The following is a 17,732-nucleotide window of genomic DNA, read 5'->3' on the forward strand; positions in this document are numbered from 1 at the left end:
ATGACGCTTCAACCCACCACCCGCATCCGCTTCCACGGCGTGGCCGCCTACGAGATCGTGACGAGCAACGGGCTGCGCATCCTTTGCGACCCGTTCCTCGACCAGAATCCTGGAGCCGCGACCAAATCCACCGACTTCGACCATGTCGATCTGGTGATCGTCAGCCATGCGGCGTTCGATCATCTCGGCGACACCGACAAGATCGCCGCCGCGTACGGCTGTCCGGTTGTCTGCGGCGGCGAGGTGAAGGCCTGGCTGATGGATCGCGGCATCCCGGCCAGCCAGATCCGCGCGACGACCTGGGGCATTCGGGTCAAGGTGGCCGGCATTGAGATCCAGCCGCTGGAGTGCCATCACTGGTCGCAGATCAGGCTGATGGACAACTCCTTCATCTCCGGCGTGCCGATGGCCTTCATCGTCTATGCCGACGGGCTGCGCTTCTATCACTATGGCGATACCGCCATTTTCTCCGACCTGAAACTGCAGGGCGAATTCTATAAACCCAATGTCGGCTGCATCGGCATCGCCAATCCGCAGGAGATCCTGCATCTCAATCCGATGCCGGGAGAAATGCTGACGGGCGAGATGAGTCCCTATGAAGGTGTGCTGGCGACCCAGTGGCTCGGACTCGAGACTGTCTTGCCGTGCCACTACATCACGCTCGATGGCGACAAGGACGTCGCCGCCTACATGGAACATCACGGCGCGGCCAGGGCTCGCGGCGAGGCCATTGCCGATCCCTATCTGCTGCGGGCCGGCGACTGGATCGAATTCGATGCCGATGGCAGGGTCGTGCGCCCCGCGAAGGCGGCATGATGCGGGCCGCCATTTTCGACCAGCCGCAGTCGATCCGCATCGGCGATGCGCCGAAGCCAGTTCCTGGGCCGGGCGAAGTGCTGGTACGCGTCGGGGCCGCGGGCCTTTGCGCCGGTGATCTCTATATCTATACCGGCAAGAACCCCTATGTGACCTATCCTCGGATCGGCTGTCACGAAATCGCCGGCAGGGTCGAGGCTTACGGGCCAGGAGCGGCCGGTCCGAAGGTCGGGACGCGTGTCGTCGTCGACCCCTTCATCGGTTGCGGCCATTGCTATCCCTGTCGGATCGGCAAACGCAATTGCTGCGCCAATCTCACCATCATCGGGGTGCATCGCGAAGGCGGCTTCGCTGAATTCGTCACCGCGCCCGCGGACAATCTGAACGTCGTGCCGGAGGGGCTCTCCGACTTTGAGGCGGCGTTCGCCGAGCCCGTCGCGATCGGCGTGCAGGGCTGCCGGCGCGGCATGGTCACGGGCGAGGACACGGTCCTCGTCCTTGGCGCGGGTCCGATCGGGCTGGCGATCGTCGAGGTCGCGCGGGCCCATGGCGCAAAGGTCTATGCCACGGATCTGTCGGCGGAGCGGCTGTCCACCGCCGCCGATCTGGGCGCAATCCCTGTGGCCGGCGGTGAAGGGCTGCTTGAACGGGTGACGGAGATCACGAACGGCGAAGGCATGCCCGTGGTGCTGGAGGCTACGGGGGCGGCGCCGGCGATGGAGCAGACCATCGATCTCGTTGCCGCGGGCGGCCGCGTCGTCATTCTCGGTCTCGTCAAGAAAGGACAAGGCGTCACGCTGCCCGGGCTGGATTTCACCCGCAAGGAGGTCACCATCCTCGGTTCGCGCGCCTCCGTCGATTGCTTTCCCGAGGCGATCGACCTGCTTGCGTCGGGCAAGATTCATTATCCCAAAATCGCCAGCAGCTTTGCGCTGTCTGAGGCGCCCACCGTCTTCAAAACACTCGCTGACAATCCGATGGCTCTGCACAAGGCCGTCTTCATCCCGGAGGCCGCATGAAATTCGTCACTTTCTCTCACAGGCAGGCCGGGCATCGCCAGCACGCCGGCATTCTGGACGGCGAGCAGGTCGCCTGCCTGACCGAAGCAGGACTGGCAGCGTCGGTGCTCGAGGTCGTGCAAGGCGGCGGGGCGGCGCTGGAGAAAGTCCGCGCGGGACTTGCCAAGGCGCCGCGCTATGCGCTTGCCGATACTATCCTCGAAGCGCCCATTCGCCCCGGCAAAGTGCTCTGCTCCGGCATCAACTACAAAGGTCATGCCGAGGAAAACCCGAATGCCAAAATGCCGACCGAGCCGTTCTTCTTCGCCAAGCTGCCGTCATCGGTGGTCGGGCCCGATGTGCGGGTCGAAAAGCCGGTCCGGACGGAGCAGATGGATTATGAGGTCGAATTCACGGCCGTGATCGGCAAACATCTGCACAAGGCTTCCGAAGCCGACGTGATGCCGGCGATCTTCGGCTATACGCTGCTCAACGACATCTCGGCCCGCGACGTCCAATTCAAGGACAACCAGATCACCATCGGCAAGAATTTCGCGGGCTTCGCACCGATCGGCCCATGCATCGTCACCGCTGATGAACTGACCAGGCCGGACGACGTGGCGCTCAAGACAAGGCTGAACGGCAAGCTTTTGCAGAACGGCAGCACGTCGGACTGGCTGTTCTCGCTGCCGCGGCTGATATCCTTCCTTTCGCACTACGTGCCGCTGGAACCAGGCGACCTCGTCTCGACCGGAACGCCGGCGGGCGTCGGCGCCTTCCAGAAGCCGCAGATATTCATGAAGGCTGGCGACGTCGTGGAAATCGAGGCCGCCGGCATCGGTGTGCTTAGAACCCCCATTGTGGCCGGATAGAGGGCATGGACCGGTCCCTGCGCATCGGCGTGATCGGCTGCGGCTTCTTCGCGCAGAACCATTTGCATTCCTGGAGCGACCTCGCCGAACAGGGCGCCCAGCTTGCCGCCGTCTGCGACGTGGATGCCGCCAAGGCGCGCGCGGCCGGCGAGACATTCCGTGTGCCGTATTATTCGGACGCCGCAAAGATGCTCGAGGCCGAGCGCCTCGACGTGGCCGATATCGTGACACGCCGCGACACGCACAGGCCGTTGGCGGAAATGGCGCTCGCGCGCGGCCTGGCCACAATCGTGCAGAAGCCCTTCGCATCGACATGGGAAGATTGCATCGCGATCGTCGAAGCTGCGCACAAGGCAAATGCGTGGCTTGCCGTGCATGAGAACTTTCGGTTTCAGGCGCCGATGCGCGCCATCCGCAAGGTAATCGACAGTGGCGCGATCGGAACACCGAGCTGGGCAAGGATACGCTTCAGGACCGGCTTCGACGTCTACAAGACCCAGCCCTATTTCTATGACGAGGAGCAGCTCGCGATTGCCGATGTCGGTATCCACATGCTGGACCTGTCCCGCTTCTTCCTCGGCGAGGTCGAGCACATCTCCTGCGAAACACAGAAGCGCAATCCACGCATCCGCGCCGAGGACACGGCGACCATGCTGCTCAGGCATCAAAGTGGCGCGGTGTCGGTCGTGGAATGCACCTACGAGTCGCGCCGATTGCCGGATCATTTCCCTGAAACGCTGCTCGTCATCGAAGGTCCGAGGGGAGCCATTTCGCTCGAAACCGGTTGCAGCATGACGGTGACCAGCGACGGCGCGACGTGGACCGAAGACGCAAGCTCGCCGCTCCTGTCCTGGACCGCTTATCCCTGGCATGTCGCCCAGCAAGGCGTGATCGGTGCATGCGGCCATTTCCTCGACAGCCTGCAGCGCGGCGTTCCGCCCGAAACCAGCGGTGAGGACAATCTCAAGACATACGCGTTGGTCGATGCCGCCTATCGCGCCGCCAGCGAACGGCGCGCGGTCGAACCTAAGCGTTGGAACCATGGCTTAGCCAATGGCGGAGAGCGGCCATGAGCATTTCGCCTGCCGAAGCGGCCTTTGCCCTCACCGTCGTTTTCGATCTTGTCGAAGGGACCTTTCCCGAATTCTACCGGCTCGTTTCGCAGAACGCGTCTCTGTCGGTGGAACTCGAGCCGGGATGTCTGCGCTTCGATGTGCTGACGCCGTTAGGCACGCAAAAGCCGTCCCAGATATTCCTGTACGAGATCTATCGCGATCGGGCTGCCTTCGACCTGCACCTCGCTTCGGCTCACTATATGAGCTTCGATGCCAGCACGCGTGACATGGTGAGCCGCAAGACTGTCGTCACCTACAGGGTGGACGAGAATTCCAAGCAGGCGGTGGCATGACCGCCAATGCCGATCTCCTTGCGCTTTACGGCACCGACGAGCCGCTTCCGCAACGGAAGCTTCTTGCCGCCGGACCGCTGACCGCCGTTCTCGAGGACGGCAATCTGCGGACGATCTGTTTTGCCGGCGTGGAGGTGGTTCGGGCGATCAACTATCTTGCGCGCGATGCGTCCTGGGGGACTTACAAGGCCGAGCTTTCCAACATGCGAATTTCCGAGGACGGCACGTCGTTCGAGCTTCGCTATGACGGACTCTGCGCCGGCCCGCAGGGACGTTTCGCCTATCGCATGAAGATTCGTGGCGACGCGTCGGGCGAGCTGACCTTGCAAGCGGATGGCGTGGCGCTCACCGATTTTCCCACCAACCGCACCGGTTTCGTGGTGCTTCATCCTTCAGAGGCGGCGGGCAAAAGGCTGACCATCCGGCATAGCGACGGAAGCATCGAGGAGACGACATTTCCCAAATTGATCAGCCCGGACCAGCCTGCCTTCGACATTTCAGCGCTGACGCACGAGCCAGCACCCGGCTTGGTCTGCGCCGTCGCCATGGAAGGCGATGCCTTCGAGATGGAGGACCAGCGCAACTGGACGGACGCCTCGTTCAAGACTTATGTGCGGCCGCTCTCAAAGCCCCGACCTTATGTCATCGGCAAAGGTGTGAAGGACATACAGCGCGTCACGGTTTCCGTGCACGCCGAGACATCGGCGCCTGGACCGGCTATCAGCAGTCCAGCAACCCTGACCGTTGGCGGACCTGCCGGGCGGATGCCGTCGATAGCGCTGTTCGTCGATCCCGACCAACTGCCGGCAGCCATCGCCGGCGCGGCTTCGCTTGGCCCGGTGCCGGAGATCATACTGCGCTTCGACAGCGCGCGCGGGCATGATCGGCGCGTGCTGGAAAAGGCAGCCGAGCTTGCGAGCGCGCTTGGCGCCCGGCTGGCGCTCGAGGCGATCTTTGATGCGATCCACCCCGGGGCCGAGGCCCAGACCCTTGCAGCTATGGTTTGCTTGGCGGGCGTCGAACCGAGCGCCATTCTGGTTTCACCACGGCGCGAATTCAAGACACGCCCCTCGAACCATTTGCCGAACGGTGAGCGATCGATTGACGAGATCGTGCAGGCATTGCGGGCTGTCGGTCTCGCTTGCCCGATAGGGGCTGGTACGCCCTCCCTATTCACCGAATTCAACCGCAACCCGCCGACCGGCAATGCGGATTTCGTCTTCTTCGGCAACAGCGCCATCGTGCATGCCGCCGATGAGCAGTCGGTCATGGAAACCCTGACCGTTTATCCTGCAGTCATGGAGACAGCACGGCAATTGTGTCCCGGAAAGCCGATCTGGCTTGGGCCTTGCACGATCGGCTTGCGGCACAATCCCTATGGTGAGGTGGTCGCAGCCAATCCCGGACATAGCCGGGTGCCCGCCGCCGGCACCGACCCGCGTCAGCGGGCATTGTTCGGTGCCGCCTTTGCCGTCGGCGTCGCGGCCCGGGCCGCTGAGACAGCCGCCGAGCGGTTGATATTGGCAGAACCGACTGGCCCCTTCGGTCTCTTGAACGAGGACGGCTCCCGACGACCTTTGCAAGCCGTCCATGCCCAAATCGCTGAGGCCGCCGGCGTCGAACGCTATGGGATTTCGAGTGATTGGCCAGGCGTGGCAGCAATTGCCTTTCGTCGCGGCAACACGATCCGCGTGCTGGCGGCCAACCTGACCCCCGTGCCGATCGACATAGCGCTATCCTCGGATGCTAAACTGCTTTGCGTTGCAGGTGAGGACACGAAGCCGGCGAAGTCCCCGCTGACCACCCATACATTGGGGCCGTACAACTCTGTCGCTCTTCAGTTTGTCCAGACGCCAAGTCGACCGGACGGCAGGCCCAGGAAAAGCTGAACGTCAAGATACGCAATCCAAGGCGGGATGTCTCGTCTCCCAGCTATTTGCGTGGGCGGGATGATGGCGCCCGGCAGGAGCATGGAGTGCGCGGACAGGCCTCAAGATCAGCAGCTTCTGCAGGCGAGCGGCGTCTCTGAAGCGCTGAACCTTCGATTGTTGCGTCGGCGTCGAACCGCCAAAGACGTGTGCGGTCAACCGCCTCCGTACATGAGCTTCGGCAGCCAAATGACGATCGAGGGGAACACGATGCACAACCCTACTCCGATCGCCTGCAGGCATAAGAAGGGAACGGCGGATCGGAAGATCGTCGCCATCGATATCTCCGGTGGCGCGACACTCTTCAAGTAAAACAGTGAATAGCCGAACGGTGGGCTCAGGAACGCCATCTGCATGTTGACCATGAAAATGACGCCATACCACAGCGGCACGTCTTCAGGAGCCACACCGGCTAAGCCGAACGTACCGCCGAATTCGAGGGACTTAAGGATGGGCAGAAATATCGGTACGGTGAGAAGGAGAATGCCCACCCAGTCCAGAAACATGCCCAGGACGAACAGGATGATCATCATCAGAACAAGAATGCCGTAAGGCGCGAATCCAGTTCCGAGAATGGATTCGGCGACGAAGCTCTGCCCGCCCTTCAGGATGAAGAAGCCGACGAACATGGTGGCTCCGAAGAATATCCACATCACCATCGCAGTCGCCTTGAGGGTCGCCACGCCGGCTTCCCGGATCGTGTCCCAAGTCAGGCGGCGATGGGCGGCGCAGACGATGAAAGCACCGAATGTGCCGATGCCGGCGGCTTCAACAGGCGTTGCTATGCCAAGGAAGATGACCCCGAGCACAAGCAGGATCAGCAGAATGGGCATGAACGTGCGGCGCAGAAGCCTCAGCTTCTCCCCAAAGCCGATGCGCTCGCTCGGCGGCAAAGCCGGGCCGAGCTTGGGGTTGATGTAGCAGCGCGCCGTGACGTAGACGACATACATCCCCGACAGCAGCAGCCCTGGGAATACCGACCCGATCAAAAGCTCGCCTAACGACTGTTGCGCGACGACGGCGTAGACGATCGCCATCACCGAAGGCGGTATGAGGATGCCAAGCGTTCCTCCGGCGAGCAGCGAGCCGCAGGCGAGCTTTGCGTCGTAGTTGCGGCGGAGCATCGCTGGCAGAGCGATCATGCCCATTGTCACTTCCGTCGCACCGACGACCCCAACCATTGCTGCGAGCAGGGTGCACGAGATTATGGTGGCCGAGGCAAGTCCGCCTTTCAGCCCACCCAGCCATTTATAGACGACGTCAAACAGCTCCTCGATGATCCCCGCTTTCTGAAGGATCGCGGCCATGAAGATAAAAAGCGGCACCGCCGAGAGCTGATAATCCGTCATGAAGGGAAAAATCCGCGACGGCAGCATGTTCAGCATGGCCGCATTACCGAATAAGAAGAGGAAGAGAACGGCGAGGCTGCCCGTGCAGAAGGCCATTGGTAGCCCGAGCAATAAAAGAACGCCCAGTCCGCCGAACATCAGGATGCTCAGCCACAGGATTGGAAGCTCGAGACCCATGGCTTAGCGGAGCCTTCTTGTTGCGGTCGCGATGTCACGCATCAGGCGAGACACGCCTTGAAGCAGCAGCAGCGCGGCGCCAACAGGAATCGCCAGCTTCACCGGCCAATATTGAATACCCCACTCGGTGAAAGAACTCTCGCCCACCGCCATCGCGTCGCTGGCAAAACGCCAGCCGGCAACGAGCATTGTACCCACGAACAGGAAAAAGAACGCCGAGGTGATGATATCGCAGATCGCCCGGCCACGCTCGGAGAGGTGGCTGTACACGATGTCGACCCTGACATGGGTCTCATCGCGATAGGCATAGGCCCCAGCCAGCATGTATTGCATGCCGAACATCAGAAACATGCTCTCGTGCACCCAGTTGGTCGGGGAGTTGAAAACGAAGCGGGCGACCACCTCGTAATAGTACGCCATGACCGCGAGGACCGACCAATAGGCGACGAACTCGCCTGTCACTCTTACAAGCCAGTCGACCGGCCTAAATGGCGCAAGAGGCTGTTTGACGGGCGTCGCGGGCACATCGACGACGATCTCATGGTGGGTTGCGGCGCGCCCAGTCTCACGGGCGCGGGCGCGCCGCACAAGACCGGGTATGAGAAGGGCGTCGCCGACAATAATGAGACCGAGCAGAAGTCCCGCAATCCGGCTGATGCTGCTGTCCCACTCGAGCCCGTGAACGGCCGCCGTCAGATCGTTGCGCGCCGCCGCGGCCTCAGCCTCAGCTTTTGCAAGTCGATCGGCAGCCCCCTGCTTGTTGGCTGCCGTATCTGCCTTGGCACGCGGCAACAGTTTCTCGGCCTGCTCGCTCTGGGATCGCGCGAGTGAAACTGCCTCGCGTCCATCGCGCACCTGGGTGCTTGTCCAAAGTACCGCGATGAAGAACGGGATAAAAATGAATCCCCACCTGCTCTTCAGATAGAAGCGGTGCATGCCGAGGAAGCCGGCTGTGACCAGGAACAGATAGGCAAGAAACAGGTTTGGACCGCCGGGATCACGCTGTGCCCGTTCTCGATGGACAAAATGAACGGCGGCCAGCGGAAAGACCGCGAAGGTTAACCAGTAGAGCCAGTGCGGCAGCACAAATGTTAGGGAAGGCATCGGCGAACGCCTGCTGCAGGAGCGAGCGCCCGTCCGGCTCAGGACGGGCGAAAAGAGGGTTCACAGGTTGATGGTCAGCCCCTGGTACATGTCCGGAGTGACATAACCGACTGTCGGGTTCTCCATGACCTCGAGCTGCAACTTGAAGATGCGCGCTGCGTCCTTGTCCTTGTTGGCCCACTCGAACCAGATGGGTACCGCGATTTCCTGGAACTTCTGGAGGTCCTCCGGTCCAAGCCGATTGATTTCAATGCCGGCATCCAGGAATTTTTGCCAAGCCTCCATGTCGGCCTTCTGGATCGAGCCGAAATGGGCATTGGAATAGACTTGGATCTCGTCTTCCACGAACTTCTTGAGGTTGTCCGGGAGTTGGTTCCAGACATTCATGTTGACGGCAAAGTCCATCAGGTCGACGGGCTGGTATACGGACATCAGACCGGCTGGACCCATGGAAATGTACTTGGTCACCTGCTGGAAACCGAGGGCCCAGTTTACGGCCGGACCGGTGTAGTCGGCGGCATCGATCGTGCCCTTTTCCAGCGCGGAGAACACCTCGCCGCCCGGCAGCAACGTCGTCTTGGCACCGGCTTTCGCGAAGGTTTCGGCGATCATGCCGCCCGGTACGCGCAGTTTCAGATCCCTAAAATCCTCGATTGAGCGGATCGGTGTCTTTGAGTGGATGATGTTCGGGCCGTGATGAATGCGGTTGACGTAGTAAAGGCCTTGTTTCGCATAAAGGTCGCGCGCGGCCTGCAGACCACCTTTTGAATAGAAAAAGATATCCCATTCGTGCGGATAGCGTAGCCCCAACGTGTAAGAGGACAGGAACGCCGTAGCGGGAAGCTTGCCGGCCCAATAAAGTGAAAACGAGTTCATCGCTTCCAGAACCCCGTTCTTCACCCCGTCGAGGAGTTCGAAGTCACCAACGATATCCTTTGCCTTGAACGGCTGAAATTCGAGTTGGCCTCCGGTTTTTTCCTTGATGGTGCCACACCAGTTTTGGAAGGTTTCAAGTCCGACACCCGCCGGCCACGAGGTTTGGATTTTCCAGGTGATTGCGTCTGCGGCTCCGGCCCTTCGAACCCAGGGCGCGGTGACCGCCGTCGCCGTTAGCCCAGCGACAAGTCCACTCGTCTTCAGAAATTTTCGCCTTGATTGGGAACGCGATTCTCCGTCCATTGCTTTCCTCCCTGTTCGGCAAGCGGGCAAATGATGGGCCCGTCGCCGGTCTCAAATCGCAAAATCAATGACGCAAAGGATGTCCCGTTCTTGTGGGACCAGAGCTGCCTCCTTTTTCGCAGTCGTTTCCAGCCGGATGCCAACGCCACAAACGATAGCGACAGGGACCGGCGCAGCCTGTAAATAACATAACGCGGCGCAATCATTTTCAACCACTGCGCGCCCGATCCATAGTATGCCTGTGCGGCTGTAATAAATCCATTGGTGAGTCACGCCCAATGACGCGCTCGGGGCGTCGATCTGGTGCTTCAGGATTGGGATTGGGGTAAGAGCCATCGGCTCGTACTGAGCGAGTCTTACAGGCCCGCGAGGTCAGGCAAATGTAGGACGCGCGAGTTGCTGGTGATGAGCTGTTCGACACGCAGTTGCTGAACTACCGATTGAGATGGGGCACACTCAGTCCGAGCGCGTCCGCCATGACTTCCCCATGCGGTATAAACCAGCTCTGGCAAATGGCCCGTTCGGGCGTCTCCCAGCTATTTGCGCAGGCGGGATGATGGCGGCGCCCGGCGGGAGCATGGAGTGCACGATAGGCCTTCTGCAGCTTCTGCTGGCGTCCGGTGGATACGGATCGGTCAGCCGACCGTCGCTTGACCCGTTGCCTCCTTAATCTTGTCCAAGACCGCTTCAGGCGCCACGTCGCGCTTCAGCTCCTTCAACTCATTGTCTGCTTCCGTCGGAACATCCAGGCGCTTCGCGATCTCCTCGACCAGTTTGATGAGCTTGGTCGTCTCATGCTCGTTGAGCAGGCTCACCTGCAGATCGAGGTCTGCCCGCGCATCATCCTGGGCGGCCATGCGGTTCTGGTTGATTAGTACGAACGTTGAGAGAAAGATCGCCTCGACCGAGGCGAACATGGCCAGGATAACCAGAGAAGGATCCCAGGGTTTTATAAAGTTCACGATCCCGAAATTTAGGCCGATCCAGCCGCCAAAGAAGACGAGGTGGATGTAGACGAACATCATGCTGCCGGCAAACCTGCTGATTGCCGCCGCCGCGCGCTGCTCCAGCGATGCTGTCTTGGCATCGCGCTTCCGCCTCTCGACCAGTGCCTCGATGTTCCGCGCCAGGGCAGGGGCGAGGCCTTCCGCCGCCGGCGTGGTCGGAGTGGCGTAGCCCTGGTCCTCTGGGGCGGCTTTGGGATTCATTGTTGTCTCTCCCGTCTAGGCAGCCTAACTCGCTATTTGGCAATTCGCTCCATTTCACCGCTGTCCAGAGTGCCGAACGAGCGCCTTGTCCGGCGATCCTGCCCGATGCAACAGCGGTTGCTGCAGACCGGTGCAGGCTCGCTTCGCGTTGAGTTCGCAGGGCAGGACTCCTACTTAAGGGGATGCCCGCGAGCAGAAAAATCGATTCGACTGCAAGGCTGGTTGCAGAGTGGCCGCTATCCCCGGCGGCGACGCTTGGATCGTCGGTGCGGGCGAGGGGCATTTTTCTTGAAATGCGCGCTCGCCTTCCGACGGACTTGAGAAGCCTGCTCCATAGCGAGTCCCGGGTTCTTACCTTGCGTCTGCCGGAGGGCTCCCATGCCAATGTTGAGGCCGCATCGGCGATCGTGTCCAAAGCCATGCAGGACATCGAAGACCTGCCCGTCATGCCTCGCGAGGTCGAGGACATTCTGACGATCTCGGCGGGCGAGCGTCACCGCTGGCTCAAGGCCGGCCGCTTGAAGAGCGCAGGGACGCGGACGGTGAAACTGCGTGGCCGCGCGAGGAAGATCACCTTCCACGTTTTTGATCCGCGCCTGATCGAGGATGTGCTCGACCGTGACCTTGTAGCGGTCTGGCGCGAGGAAGACGCTGAGAGAGCCGCCGAGAACCGACGCCGAGCCGCTGCAAAGGCGGCGCTCAAGCGCTCGCAAAAGAGCCGCGGCGCGGCCGAAACCGACGACAGCCAAAGCGAGGCAGTCCACTCCAAGTTGCGCGGCTGGGAAGACTTCGAGAGCGACGGGCTCCTCCGCTGAGGCGGGACGCCGTGTCATCTTCCTGGGTGGACCGCAGCGGCCTTTGAGGACAGCGATGTCGGCCTCGCGGTCCACACCGGGCGGCGAGAGACGACGCGCCGACGAGAAACACGTCACGCGCGTCACCCGGCGACATATTCACGATACTCTTCGGTGGTGACACTCGGAGCCACGATTCTGTCGGCCTCGCTTCTCGAAGAAGGCTGGCTAAGACAATTGGCGGCAGTGTGGGAAAGAGCGTGACCATAGAGACATGACAAAGCAGAGAATTCTTTTCGATACCGATCCTGGCGTAGATGATGCCCTCGCGCTGCTTTACCTGCACCGTCATCCGAACATCGAACTGCTCGGCATCACAACCGTCTTCGGCAACGCATCGATATCGGTTACAACGCGCAATGCCAGGTTCCTCGCCGAGGCTTGGGGGATCAAAGCGCCCGTTCACGCCGGTGCTTCCGTTCCGCTAAACTGGTCCGGGGCGCCGCACCCCTATCCTGTCCATGTTCATGGCGCGAACGGGCTGGGGGATTATCCTATTGCCCAGGAAGCGCGGGAGGAGAAGGACACTGCCGCGCGATTCATCGTCGATACCGTCCGGCAGAATCCGCGTCAGGTGCGGTTGCTTGCTGTCGGAGGCCTGACCAACTTGGCGCGGGCACTGGAGGCTGATCCGGCGATAGCAGATCTGGTGCAGGACGTCGTCGTCATGGGTGGCGCGTTCGAAGTCCCTGGCAATGTGTCGCCCGTTGCCGAGGCCAATATCCACGCAGATCCGAAGGCAGCCGATCGAGTGTTTGCAGCCTCGTGGAAAGTGACCGCGGTTCCGCTCAATCTCACAAATCGAACGGTGATGACGCGACAGGATCTCGCCGCGGTCTCGGAAGGTGCCGATGCCGCCATGCAAATGGTAGCCGCACTGTCGCAAGGCTACATCGACTTCTACCTGCAATGGGGCGAAGCGGGTATGCTTGTGCACGACTGCAGCGCCGCCGTCTACCTGACCGACCCGCACTTATTCGCCACCCGATCCGGTTCGATTGTCGTGCTGGAGGACGGCCCGGCGGCAGGTATGACCGTGCAGAGACTGGGCGCCGCCAGTTACTCACCGAACGAATGGGATCAGCGTCCAGTCCAGTCGGTGTGCGTTGGTGGCGATGCTGCAGGAATCTTGGCGAGGATTTACGCTGTCTGCAGGGAAAGTTTCGCGGAGCCATCCCCAAAAAGCTAAAAAGGCTCGCTCCGGCGAGAAAGCCGCGATAGCGCGGCCGAGCCTGTGGCGCGGCTTCTACCCGCAGCCATCCAACGGGTCGGGCTCGAATGGTTCACCAGGCCCGACGCGAATGTTCCTCGAACGCGATTCTTGCAAATCGATTCGGTCTGTTCAGATCAGGACTTGTTCGTTGTGGACGGTTCGGTATCGGACAGCCTCCGGTGCACCGCCTCATCGGCTTTGTCGGCGGCGGACTTGACGACATCGCTGACCTTGTCAGCGAGCGTACCTTCGCTCGACGCCTGCCGTCCTGCTTCGTCGCTGGCCGCCTGGTAGGCTTCGGCTGCAACCTGCTTCACCTGGTCGACGCCCTTCTCGAGCGCGTCCTCGGCCCTTTCGCGAAGCTGTTCGCGATAGCCGCCGAGCCGCTCGTCTTCGAGTTGCGTGTGGGGCAGCATCGCGCCGATCGCCGCTCCGATCGCGAGACCGACAGCAGCGACTGCCAGAGGCTGATCCTCCATCAACTGCTGCGCGGTACGAGTGGCCCTCGTCGCCATGTCGGCCGTGGCTGTCGCCGAGTTCGTCAGCGTCTCCGCCGCGCCGCTGGCCATGCCAGATACGCTGCCGGCTGCGCTGCTGGCCATGTCAGACATGGTGCCGGCCGCACTGGTGGCCATTCCCGAGACAGTGCCGGCCGCACCGCTGGCCATGTCGCCGACAGAGGCATAGGTGTCCGAAGTCATGGCTCCGGTTCCCGCCGTGGATGTGCCGTCATGCCCGTCGGAACCGCGACGGGTCGCGTAGCCGGGCGCGGCGGTTGCGGCGGAAGCGCCGCTGCCCAGCATCAGCCAGGCCAGACCGGCGCCGATTACGGTCAATGGCAGAGGATTGTCTCGCACCTGAGCCTTCAGGTTGTGGAGCATGTCGGAGCCTGCACCGCCGCTGAAAATACCGGTGAACTCATCGAAGAGCTGGCCGGGCGTCATCTTGCCTCGAATGGACTCGGCGGTCGCCACCACCCTTGCTCGCGTGGCCTCGGCTTCGCGTTCGAGTTCGGCTGCGGATTTGTCGCTCATCTCGCTTGTTCCTTGATTACGTTCGCGTCACGCTTCAGTTGCTCCTGCGTACGGTCCGGCGCCAGCTCGGAGGGCGACATGCTTGCCATGCCGGTCCGCAGGAGGATGACACCCAGCACGGCAACGACCACTCCGACGAGCAAAGCGGACCAGCCGGCGCCCAGGCCGAGGCGGGTCAGGGCAATGACGAGCGCTTGCAGCAGCACTATCAGCGCGGCGAGAAGACATACCGCGCCGCCCAGAACCCCGACGGCGCCGGCCTCCGCTTTAGTCACGCTCTCGGATAGCTCCGCCCGCAGGAGTCTGGCCTCCGTTTGCACCAGCGTGCTCACCTGCTGTGCCAGGTCGGCGACCAGAGTGCCGAGGCTTTGGTTGTCTTGAGTGTTCATTTCTTTAGCTCCGCTGCCTTCCTGGAAGCGCCGCCGTCGACGCCCCAATTGGTCGTCGCGTCATCCCATGGCTCGCTCGCCTGCGCACCAGTCTGCCTGCTCGTTTCCCTACCAGTCTTCCCAGTCTTCCGTGGCGTCGCTGCGCTCTGCCCCGCGCGGCGTGTTTCCGGGGGAGAAGCCTTTATGAACCGTCCGAGCGCCAGTCCTGCCAGCACCGAACCAGCGATCAGAGTGCCCGGATTTTGGCGGCCGAAGTTCTGAATTTCCTCAAGCACCTCGCCGAAGGGCTTCTGCTTCAACGAGGAGGACAGCCTCTCCAGTCCGCCTGCCGCATCCCGCATGAAATTCGACGCCGAGCTCTGGTCGCTGTTTGCCAGATGGTCGCTTGCCGCACGCAGAGCGCCGCCGAATGCCGCCAGGCTCGATCCGATGTCGCGCTGCGTTTCCTCGGCCCTTTCCGACAGGGCCTCCTGTGCTTCCGACGCATAGTCGACTGCCCTGCGAGCAACCTCGTCGCGGGCATCGTGGAGCGCTTCGCCGGCGCTTTGGGTTTCTTTCTTAACTCGATCGGAAACTTCGTTCTTCGCCTTGCCGAAGTCGGCCGGCTCGCGGCCCTGATTATTTTCGCGCTGCATGACGCCTCCTAATGAAAGCCGAGAAAGGAGAGTATCGCGAGCACAACCACGATGAGACCGATAAGATAGATGACACTGTTCATGGCGCAGGCTCCTCCTTGCCTGTTCCAACTTCGCGCCCGCCGCGATGTTCCCTTCCGTGACCAGGATTTTTTGTAAGTAGCTACTTACCCCGATCGGCGCCTCCGAAGCCGGCAAGCTCGTCATCCGAACAGAGCAGCCGCGGCTGCGCCGGATCGGAGATATCGAGCTTGTCCCAAGGTATGCGGTAGAGGCCCTCGCGGCGGCGCAGCGCGAAGAGGTCGAGCAATGCAGTGCCGATGGCCGAGGCCGATAGGCGTTCAAAAGCTGCGAAGATGCCGACATGGAATTCGGTGACGACGAGGTCGTCGCCGTCCTGCTCGGCGATGACCTCCTCGATATGGCCGATGCTCCTGCCGCCCTGCGAGAGAACGCGCCGGCCAGCCAGATGCTCGAGATTCACATTTGCCATCCTCAGGCTCCCGGGATTCGGCCGACGATGCGATCGCGCAGCCAGCTCTGCCAGGCCAAGATCTTGGTCCTGCGCACGTCGATATCGAATTCGATGTCGACGCCGATGTCGCGCACCTTCGTCCAGGCGATGCGATGCGGCCGTGCCTGCTGCTTCCCGCTCAGCCTTGCGGCCAGCCGCGCGCTCAATCGACCAGGCCGAGCGCCAAGCCGTCGGGCCAGCGCAATCGCGCCAAGCTCGACCGCAACGACCCTCGGCGGCTTGCCCTGCCTCAGCTCGGCGACCAGTCCATCCACCTTGCCGATCTTGACCTGCTCGCGGTCGACGACCTGCTTGTCCAGGATATCGCGCAGCAGCTGCATCAGGTGCCTCCGAATATCTGCAGGGGAATAGTCACCACCGCCAGCACGAAGCCGAGCGCGATGACGAAGATCACGGCGGCATTAGAGACGACGCCGTTGCGGTGCTGACCGACATAGCGCTCGTCATTCAGAAGGAAGAGGAACGGCACGACCGTCAGCGGCAGACTGGCGGCGGTCAACGCCATTGAGAAGATGGTGAGCCTCAGCGGGTCGAGACCAAGCGCTATCGGAACGGCTGCAAAAAAAAGCGTGAGCGTGTAGACGAGACTGAAGCCGGGATCGTCGCGCGGCTTGAGATCCTCGCCCCAGGTCCAGCCGAACCCTTGCGCGACGAGATAAGCCTGCTGCAGCGCCACTTCCAGAGCGGCTCCGAAACAGGCGATGCCGAGCGATGCGACGAAAAGGACGAAGCCCCAGAAGCCGAACACCGAGATCAGCATCAGCGGGAGCTGGTTGTAGTCGTCCACCTGGTTCACGCCGTGGGCGCCGAGCACAAGCGCGGCCACGATCAGCACGGCCACGGAGATCGTTCCTCCGAAGCTCATGCCGAGACCGGCAATCGCCCGATTGGTGCCGAGGTAGCTCTTGTCCCATTGATCCTCGATCGCGCCCGAGGAATAGAACATGAAAAGGTAGGGCGAGATGGAAGCGCCGAGGATGCTGACGGCCATGAACCAGTAGTTCGCCGTATCGTGTTGCGGCAGGCTGGGCACGGCACCGGCAGCCACCTGTTTCCATTCGGGCTTCAGCATCACCGCTGCGACGACGAAGCAGAGCGTGATCAAGCCAAGCATCGATACGCCTTTCTCGATGAGGCCGAACGTGCCTTTCCACAGCAGCAGCCACGCGAGGAAAGCCGCTGGCAATGCCCACCATTGAAAGCTGATCCCGGTGGCAAGCTCGGCAGCGATGGCAACCCCGCCTATTTCTGCGGAGAGGACCAGGAAATTGACCAGAAGGACTGCAAGCAGCGGCCAAAGGAAAGCATTGAAGCCGAAGCGTTCGCGGATGCCGTCGGCGATGGTGTGGTGGCTCACGGCGGCGAAGCGACCGGCCATCTCGACCAAGAAAATGATGCAGATGGTGCCGAGCACGATCGCCCAGATGAGTTGGAAGCCGAACAGGGCACCGGCCTGCGCCGCCGTCGCCATCGAACCGACCTCCAGGAAACCACCGACGCTGGTCACGACGCCAAGCGAAATTTCCAGCAGCTTCTTCATCGTTGCGGCGCGAAATAGCCGCGATAGGCCGTGGCGAGATCCGCCTGCGCGGCGCGAAGCTCATTGCGTGCCCGGCTGGCCTGCGCCTCCTGTTCGGCCTCGACCGCGCTCTCGGCCCCGCTTGCCGCGGTGGACAGCCGGCTGACCGCCGCCTTCAGCGTGTCTCGCTTTGCAGGATCGGACGGGGAGGCCGATTCGACTTGCCGGCCGGCATCGGCGAGTGTCTCGGCGAAGGATTGTAGGGCAGAGGACGCGTAGTGGGACGGCGCGGCGCCGGAGAGCCAGGCATCGGTGACCAGCACCGCCGCCTGCGCGGTCGAGGCGGCACGCTTCGATTGCTGTTCGACGGTTTCAGACGAGGAGCAGGAAGCAAGTGTCAGTGCAAGCACCTGCAGTAAAGGCAGTTTCCGCCGAGCAATGCTGCGCAATGCTTCCTCTCACTGCTGCTGCTTCGAACATGGAGATAAAGCGGCGCCGATCGGAAGGTTCCCCG

Annotated in this window: 19 protein-coding genes; 8 read left to right on the forward strand and 11 right to left on the reverse strand. The window is 61.9% G+C overall.

All coding sequences use genetic code 11. The features are described 5' to 3' along the window. The 6 genes from CK224_RS27040 to CK224_RS27065 are packed head-to-tail and all read left to right on the forward strand — an operon-like array spanning window position 1 to window position 5,983. On the forward strand, window positions 1-816 hold the full coding sequence (locus CK224_RS27040; protein WP_095783899.1) for an MBL fold metallo-hydrolase: 816 nt from the start codon (window positions 1-3) through the stop codon (window positions 814-816). Next, window positions 813-1,835, forward strand: coding sequence for a zinc-binding alcohol dehydrogenase family protein (locus tag CK224_RS27045; protein ID WP_245426258.1), 1,023 nt, complete (start codon window positions 813-815; stop codon window positions 1,833-1,835). The genes CK224_RS27040 and CK224_RS27045 overlap by 4 nt, the downstream gene beginning before the upstream one ends. After that, complete coding sequence (locus CK224_RS27050) at window positions 1,832-2,686, forward strand: fumarylacetoacetate hydrolase family protein (protein WP_095783900.1); 855 nt, start codon at window positions 1,832-1,834, stop codon at window positions 2,684-2,686. The genes CK224_RS27045 and CK224_RS27050 overlap by 4 nt, the downstream gene beginning before the upstream one ends. 5 nt (window positions 2,687-2,691) lie before the next feature. Further along, complete coding sequence (locus CK224_RS27055) at window positions 2,692-3,759, forward strand: Gfo/Idh/MocA family oxidoreductase (protein WP_095783901.1); 1,068 nt, start codon at window positions 2,692-2,694, stop codon at window positions 3,757-3,759. Then, window positions 3,756-4,094, forward strand: a complete 339-nt coding sequence (locus CK224_RS27060) for an antibiotic biosynthesis monooxygenase (protein WP_095783902.1) — start codon at window positions 3,756-3,758, stop codon at window positions 4,092-4,094. Before CK224_RS27055 ends, CK224_RS27060 begins: the two co-directional genes overlap by 4 nt. Next, the gene (locus CK224_RS27065) at window positions 4,091-5,983 is read left to right on the forward strand and encodes a hypothetical protein (RefSeq protein WP_176478035.1); all 1,893 of its coding nucleotides are present in this window, start codon (window positions 4,091-4,093) and stop codon (window positions 5,981-5,983) included. Before CK224_RS27060 ends, CK224_RS27065 begins: the two co-directional genes overlap by 4 nt. 194 nt (window positions 5,984-6,177) lie before the next feature. On the opposite strand, the gene CK224_RS27070 is transcribed toward CK224_RS27065, so the two are convergent. From CK224_RS27070 to CK224_RS27085, 4 genes are all read right to left on the reverse strand, one after another. Then, window positions 6,178-7,548 carry a TRAP transporter large permease subunit gene (locus CK224_RS27070; RefSeq protein WP_095779517.1) on the reverse strand — a complete coding sequence of 457 codons (1,371 nt, stop codon included), beginning with the start codon at window positions 7,546-7,548 and terminating at the stop codon, window positions 6,178-6,180. 3 nt (window positions 7,549-7,551) lie between these two features. Next, window positions 7,552-8,652, reverse strand: coding sequence for a TRAP transporter small permease subunit (locus CK224_RS27075; protein ID WP_095783903.1), 1,101 nt, complete (start codon window positions 8,650-8,652; stop codon window positions 7,552-7,554). A 60-nt stretch (window positions 8,653-8,712) separates the two neighbouring features. Then, window positions 8,713-9,831, reverse strand: a complete 1,119-nt coding sequence (gene dctP, locus CK224_RS27080; protein ID WP_067320507.1) for a TRAP transporter substrate-binding protein DctP — start codon at window positions 9,829-9,831, stop codon at window positions 8,713-8,715. Between the two features lie 635 nt (window positions 9,832-10,466). Next, on the reverse strand, window positions 10,467-11,039 hold the full coding sequence (locus CK224_RS27085) for a DUF1003 domain-containing protein (RefSeq protein WP_095783904.1): 573 nt from the start codon (window positions 11,037-11,039) through the stop codon (window positions 10,467-10,469). 182 nt (window positions 11,040-11,221) lie between these two features. Between CK224_RS27085 and CK224_RS27090 the strand changes: the two genes are divergently transcribed. Together CK224_RS27090 and CK224_RS27095 are read left to right on the forward strand one after the other, a co-directional pair. Then, window positions 11,222-11,854, forward strand: coding sequence for a hypothetical protein (locus tag CK224_RS27090; RefSeq protein ID WP_095783905.1), 633 nt, complete (start codon window positions 11,222-11,224; stop codon window positions 11,852-11,854). 253 nt (window positions 11,855-12,107) lie between these two features. Beyond that, window positions 12,108-13,082, forward strand: a complete 975-nt coding sequence (locus tag CK224_RS27095) for a nucleoside hydrolase (RefSeq protein ID WP_095783906.1) — start codon at window positions 12,108-12,110, stop codon at window positions 13,080-13,082. A gap of 158 nt (window positions 13,083-13,240) precedes the next feature. On the opposite strand, the gene CK224_RS27100 is transcribed toward CK224_RS27095, so the two are convergent. From CK224_RS27100 to CK224_RS27130, 7 genes are read right to left on the reverse strand one after another with little or no spacing between them, the layout of a single operon-like run. After that, window positions 13,241-14,140: a DUF3618 domain-containing protein gene (locus CK224_RS27100; protein WP_095783907.1), complete on the reverse strand. Its 900-nt coding sequence runs from the start codon at window positions 14,138-14,140 to the stop codon at window positions 13,241-13,243. Next, a complete protein-coding gene (locus CK224_RS27105; protein ID WP_066994794.1) occupies window positions 14,137-14,529 on the reverse strand; it encodes a phage holin family protein in 393 nt (130 codons plus the stop codon). Before CK224_RS27105 ends, CK224_RS27100 begins: the two co-directional genes overlap by 4 nt. Further along, window positions 14,526-15,362: a hypothetical protein gene (locus CK224_RS27110; protein ID WP_245426260.1), complete on the reverse strand. Its 837-nt coding sequence runs from the start codon at window positions 15,360-15,362 to the stop codon at window positions 14,526-14,528. Before CK224_RS27110 ends, CK224_RS27105 begins: the two co-directional genes overlap by 4 nt. Beyond that, window positions 15,328-15,657 carry a hypothetical protein gene (locus tag CK224_RS27115; protein WP_095783909.1) on the reverse strand — a complete coding sequence of 110 codons (330 nt, stop codon included), beginning with the start codon at window positions 15,655-15,657 and terminating at the stop codon, window positions 15,328-15,330. Before CK224_RS27115 ends, CK224_RS27110 begins: the two co-directional genes overlap by 35 nt. Before the next feature lie 2 nt (window positions 15,658-15,659). Next, the gene (locus CK224_RS27120; RefSeq protein ID WP_095783910.1) at window positions 15,660-16,019 is read right to left on the reverse strand and encodes a hypothetical protein; all 360 of its coding nucleotides are present in this window, start codon (window positions 16,017-16,019) and stop codon (window positions 15,660-15,662) included. Beyond that, on the reverse strand, window positions 16,019-17,239 hold the full coding sequence (locus CK224_RS27125) for a divalent metal cation transporter (protein ID WP_095783911.1): 1,221 nt from the start codon (window positions 17,237-17,239) through the stop codon (window positions 16,019-16,021). The genes CK224_RS27120 and CK224_RS27125 overlap by 1 nt, the downstream gene beginning before the upstream one ends. Then, on the reverse strand, window positions 17,236-17,667 hold the full coding sequence (locus CK224_RS27130; protein ID WP_141245488.1) for a hypothetical protein: 432 nt from the start codon (window positions 17,665-17,667) through the stop codon (window positions 17,236-17,238). Before CK224_RS27130 ends, CK224_RS27125 begins: the two co-directional genes overlap by 4 nt. Window positions 17,668-17,732 lie beyond the last annotated feature (65 nt).

It is taken from the genome of Mesorhizobium sp. WSM3862, from assembly GCF_002294985.1.
In the GTDB taxonomy this organism is placed as follows: domain Bacteria; phylum Pseudomonadota; class Alphaproteobacteria; order Rhizobiales; family Rhizobiaceae; genus Mesorhizobium.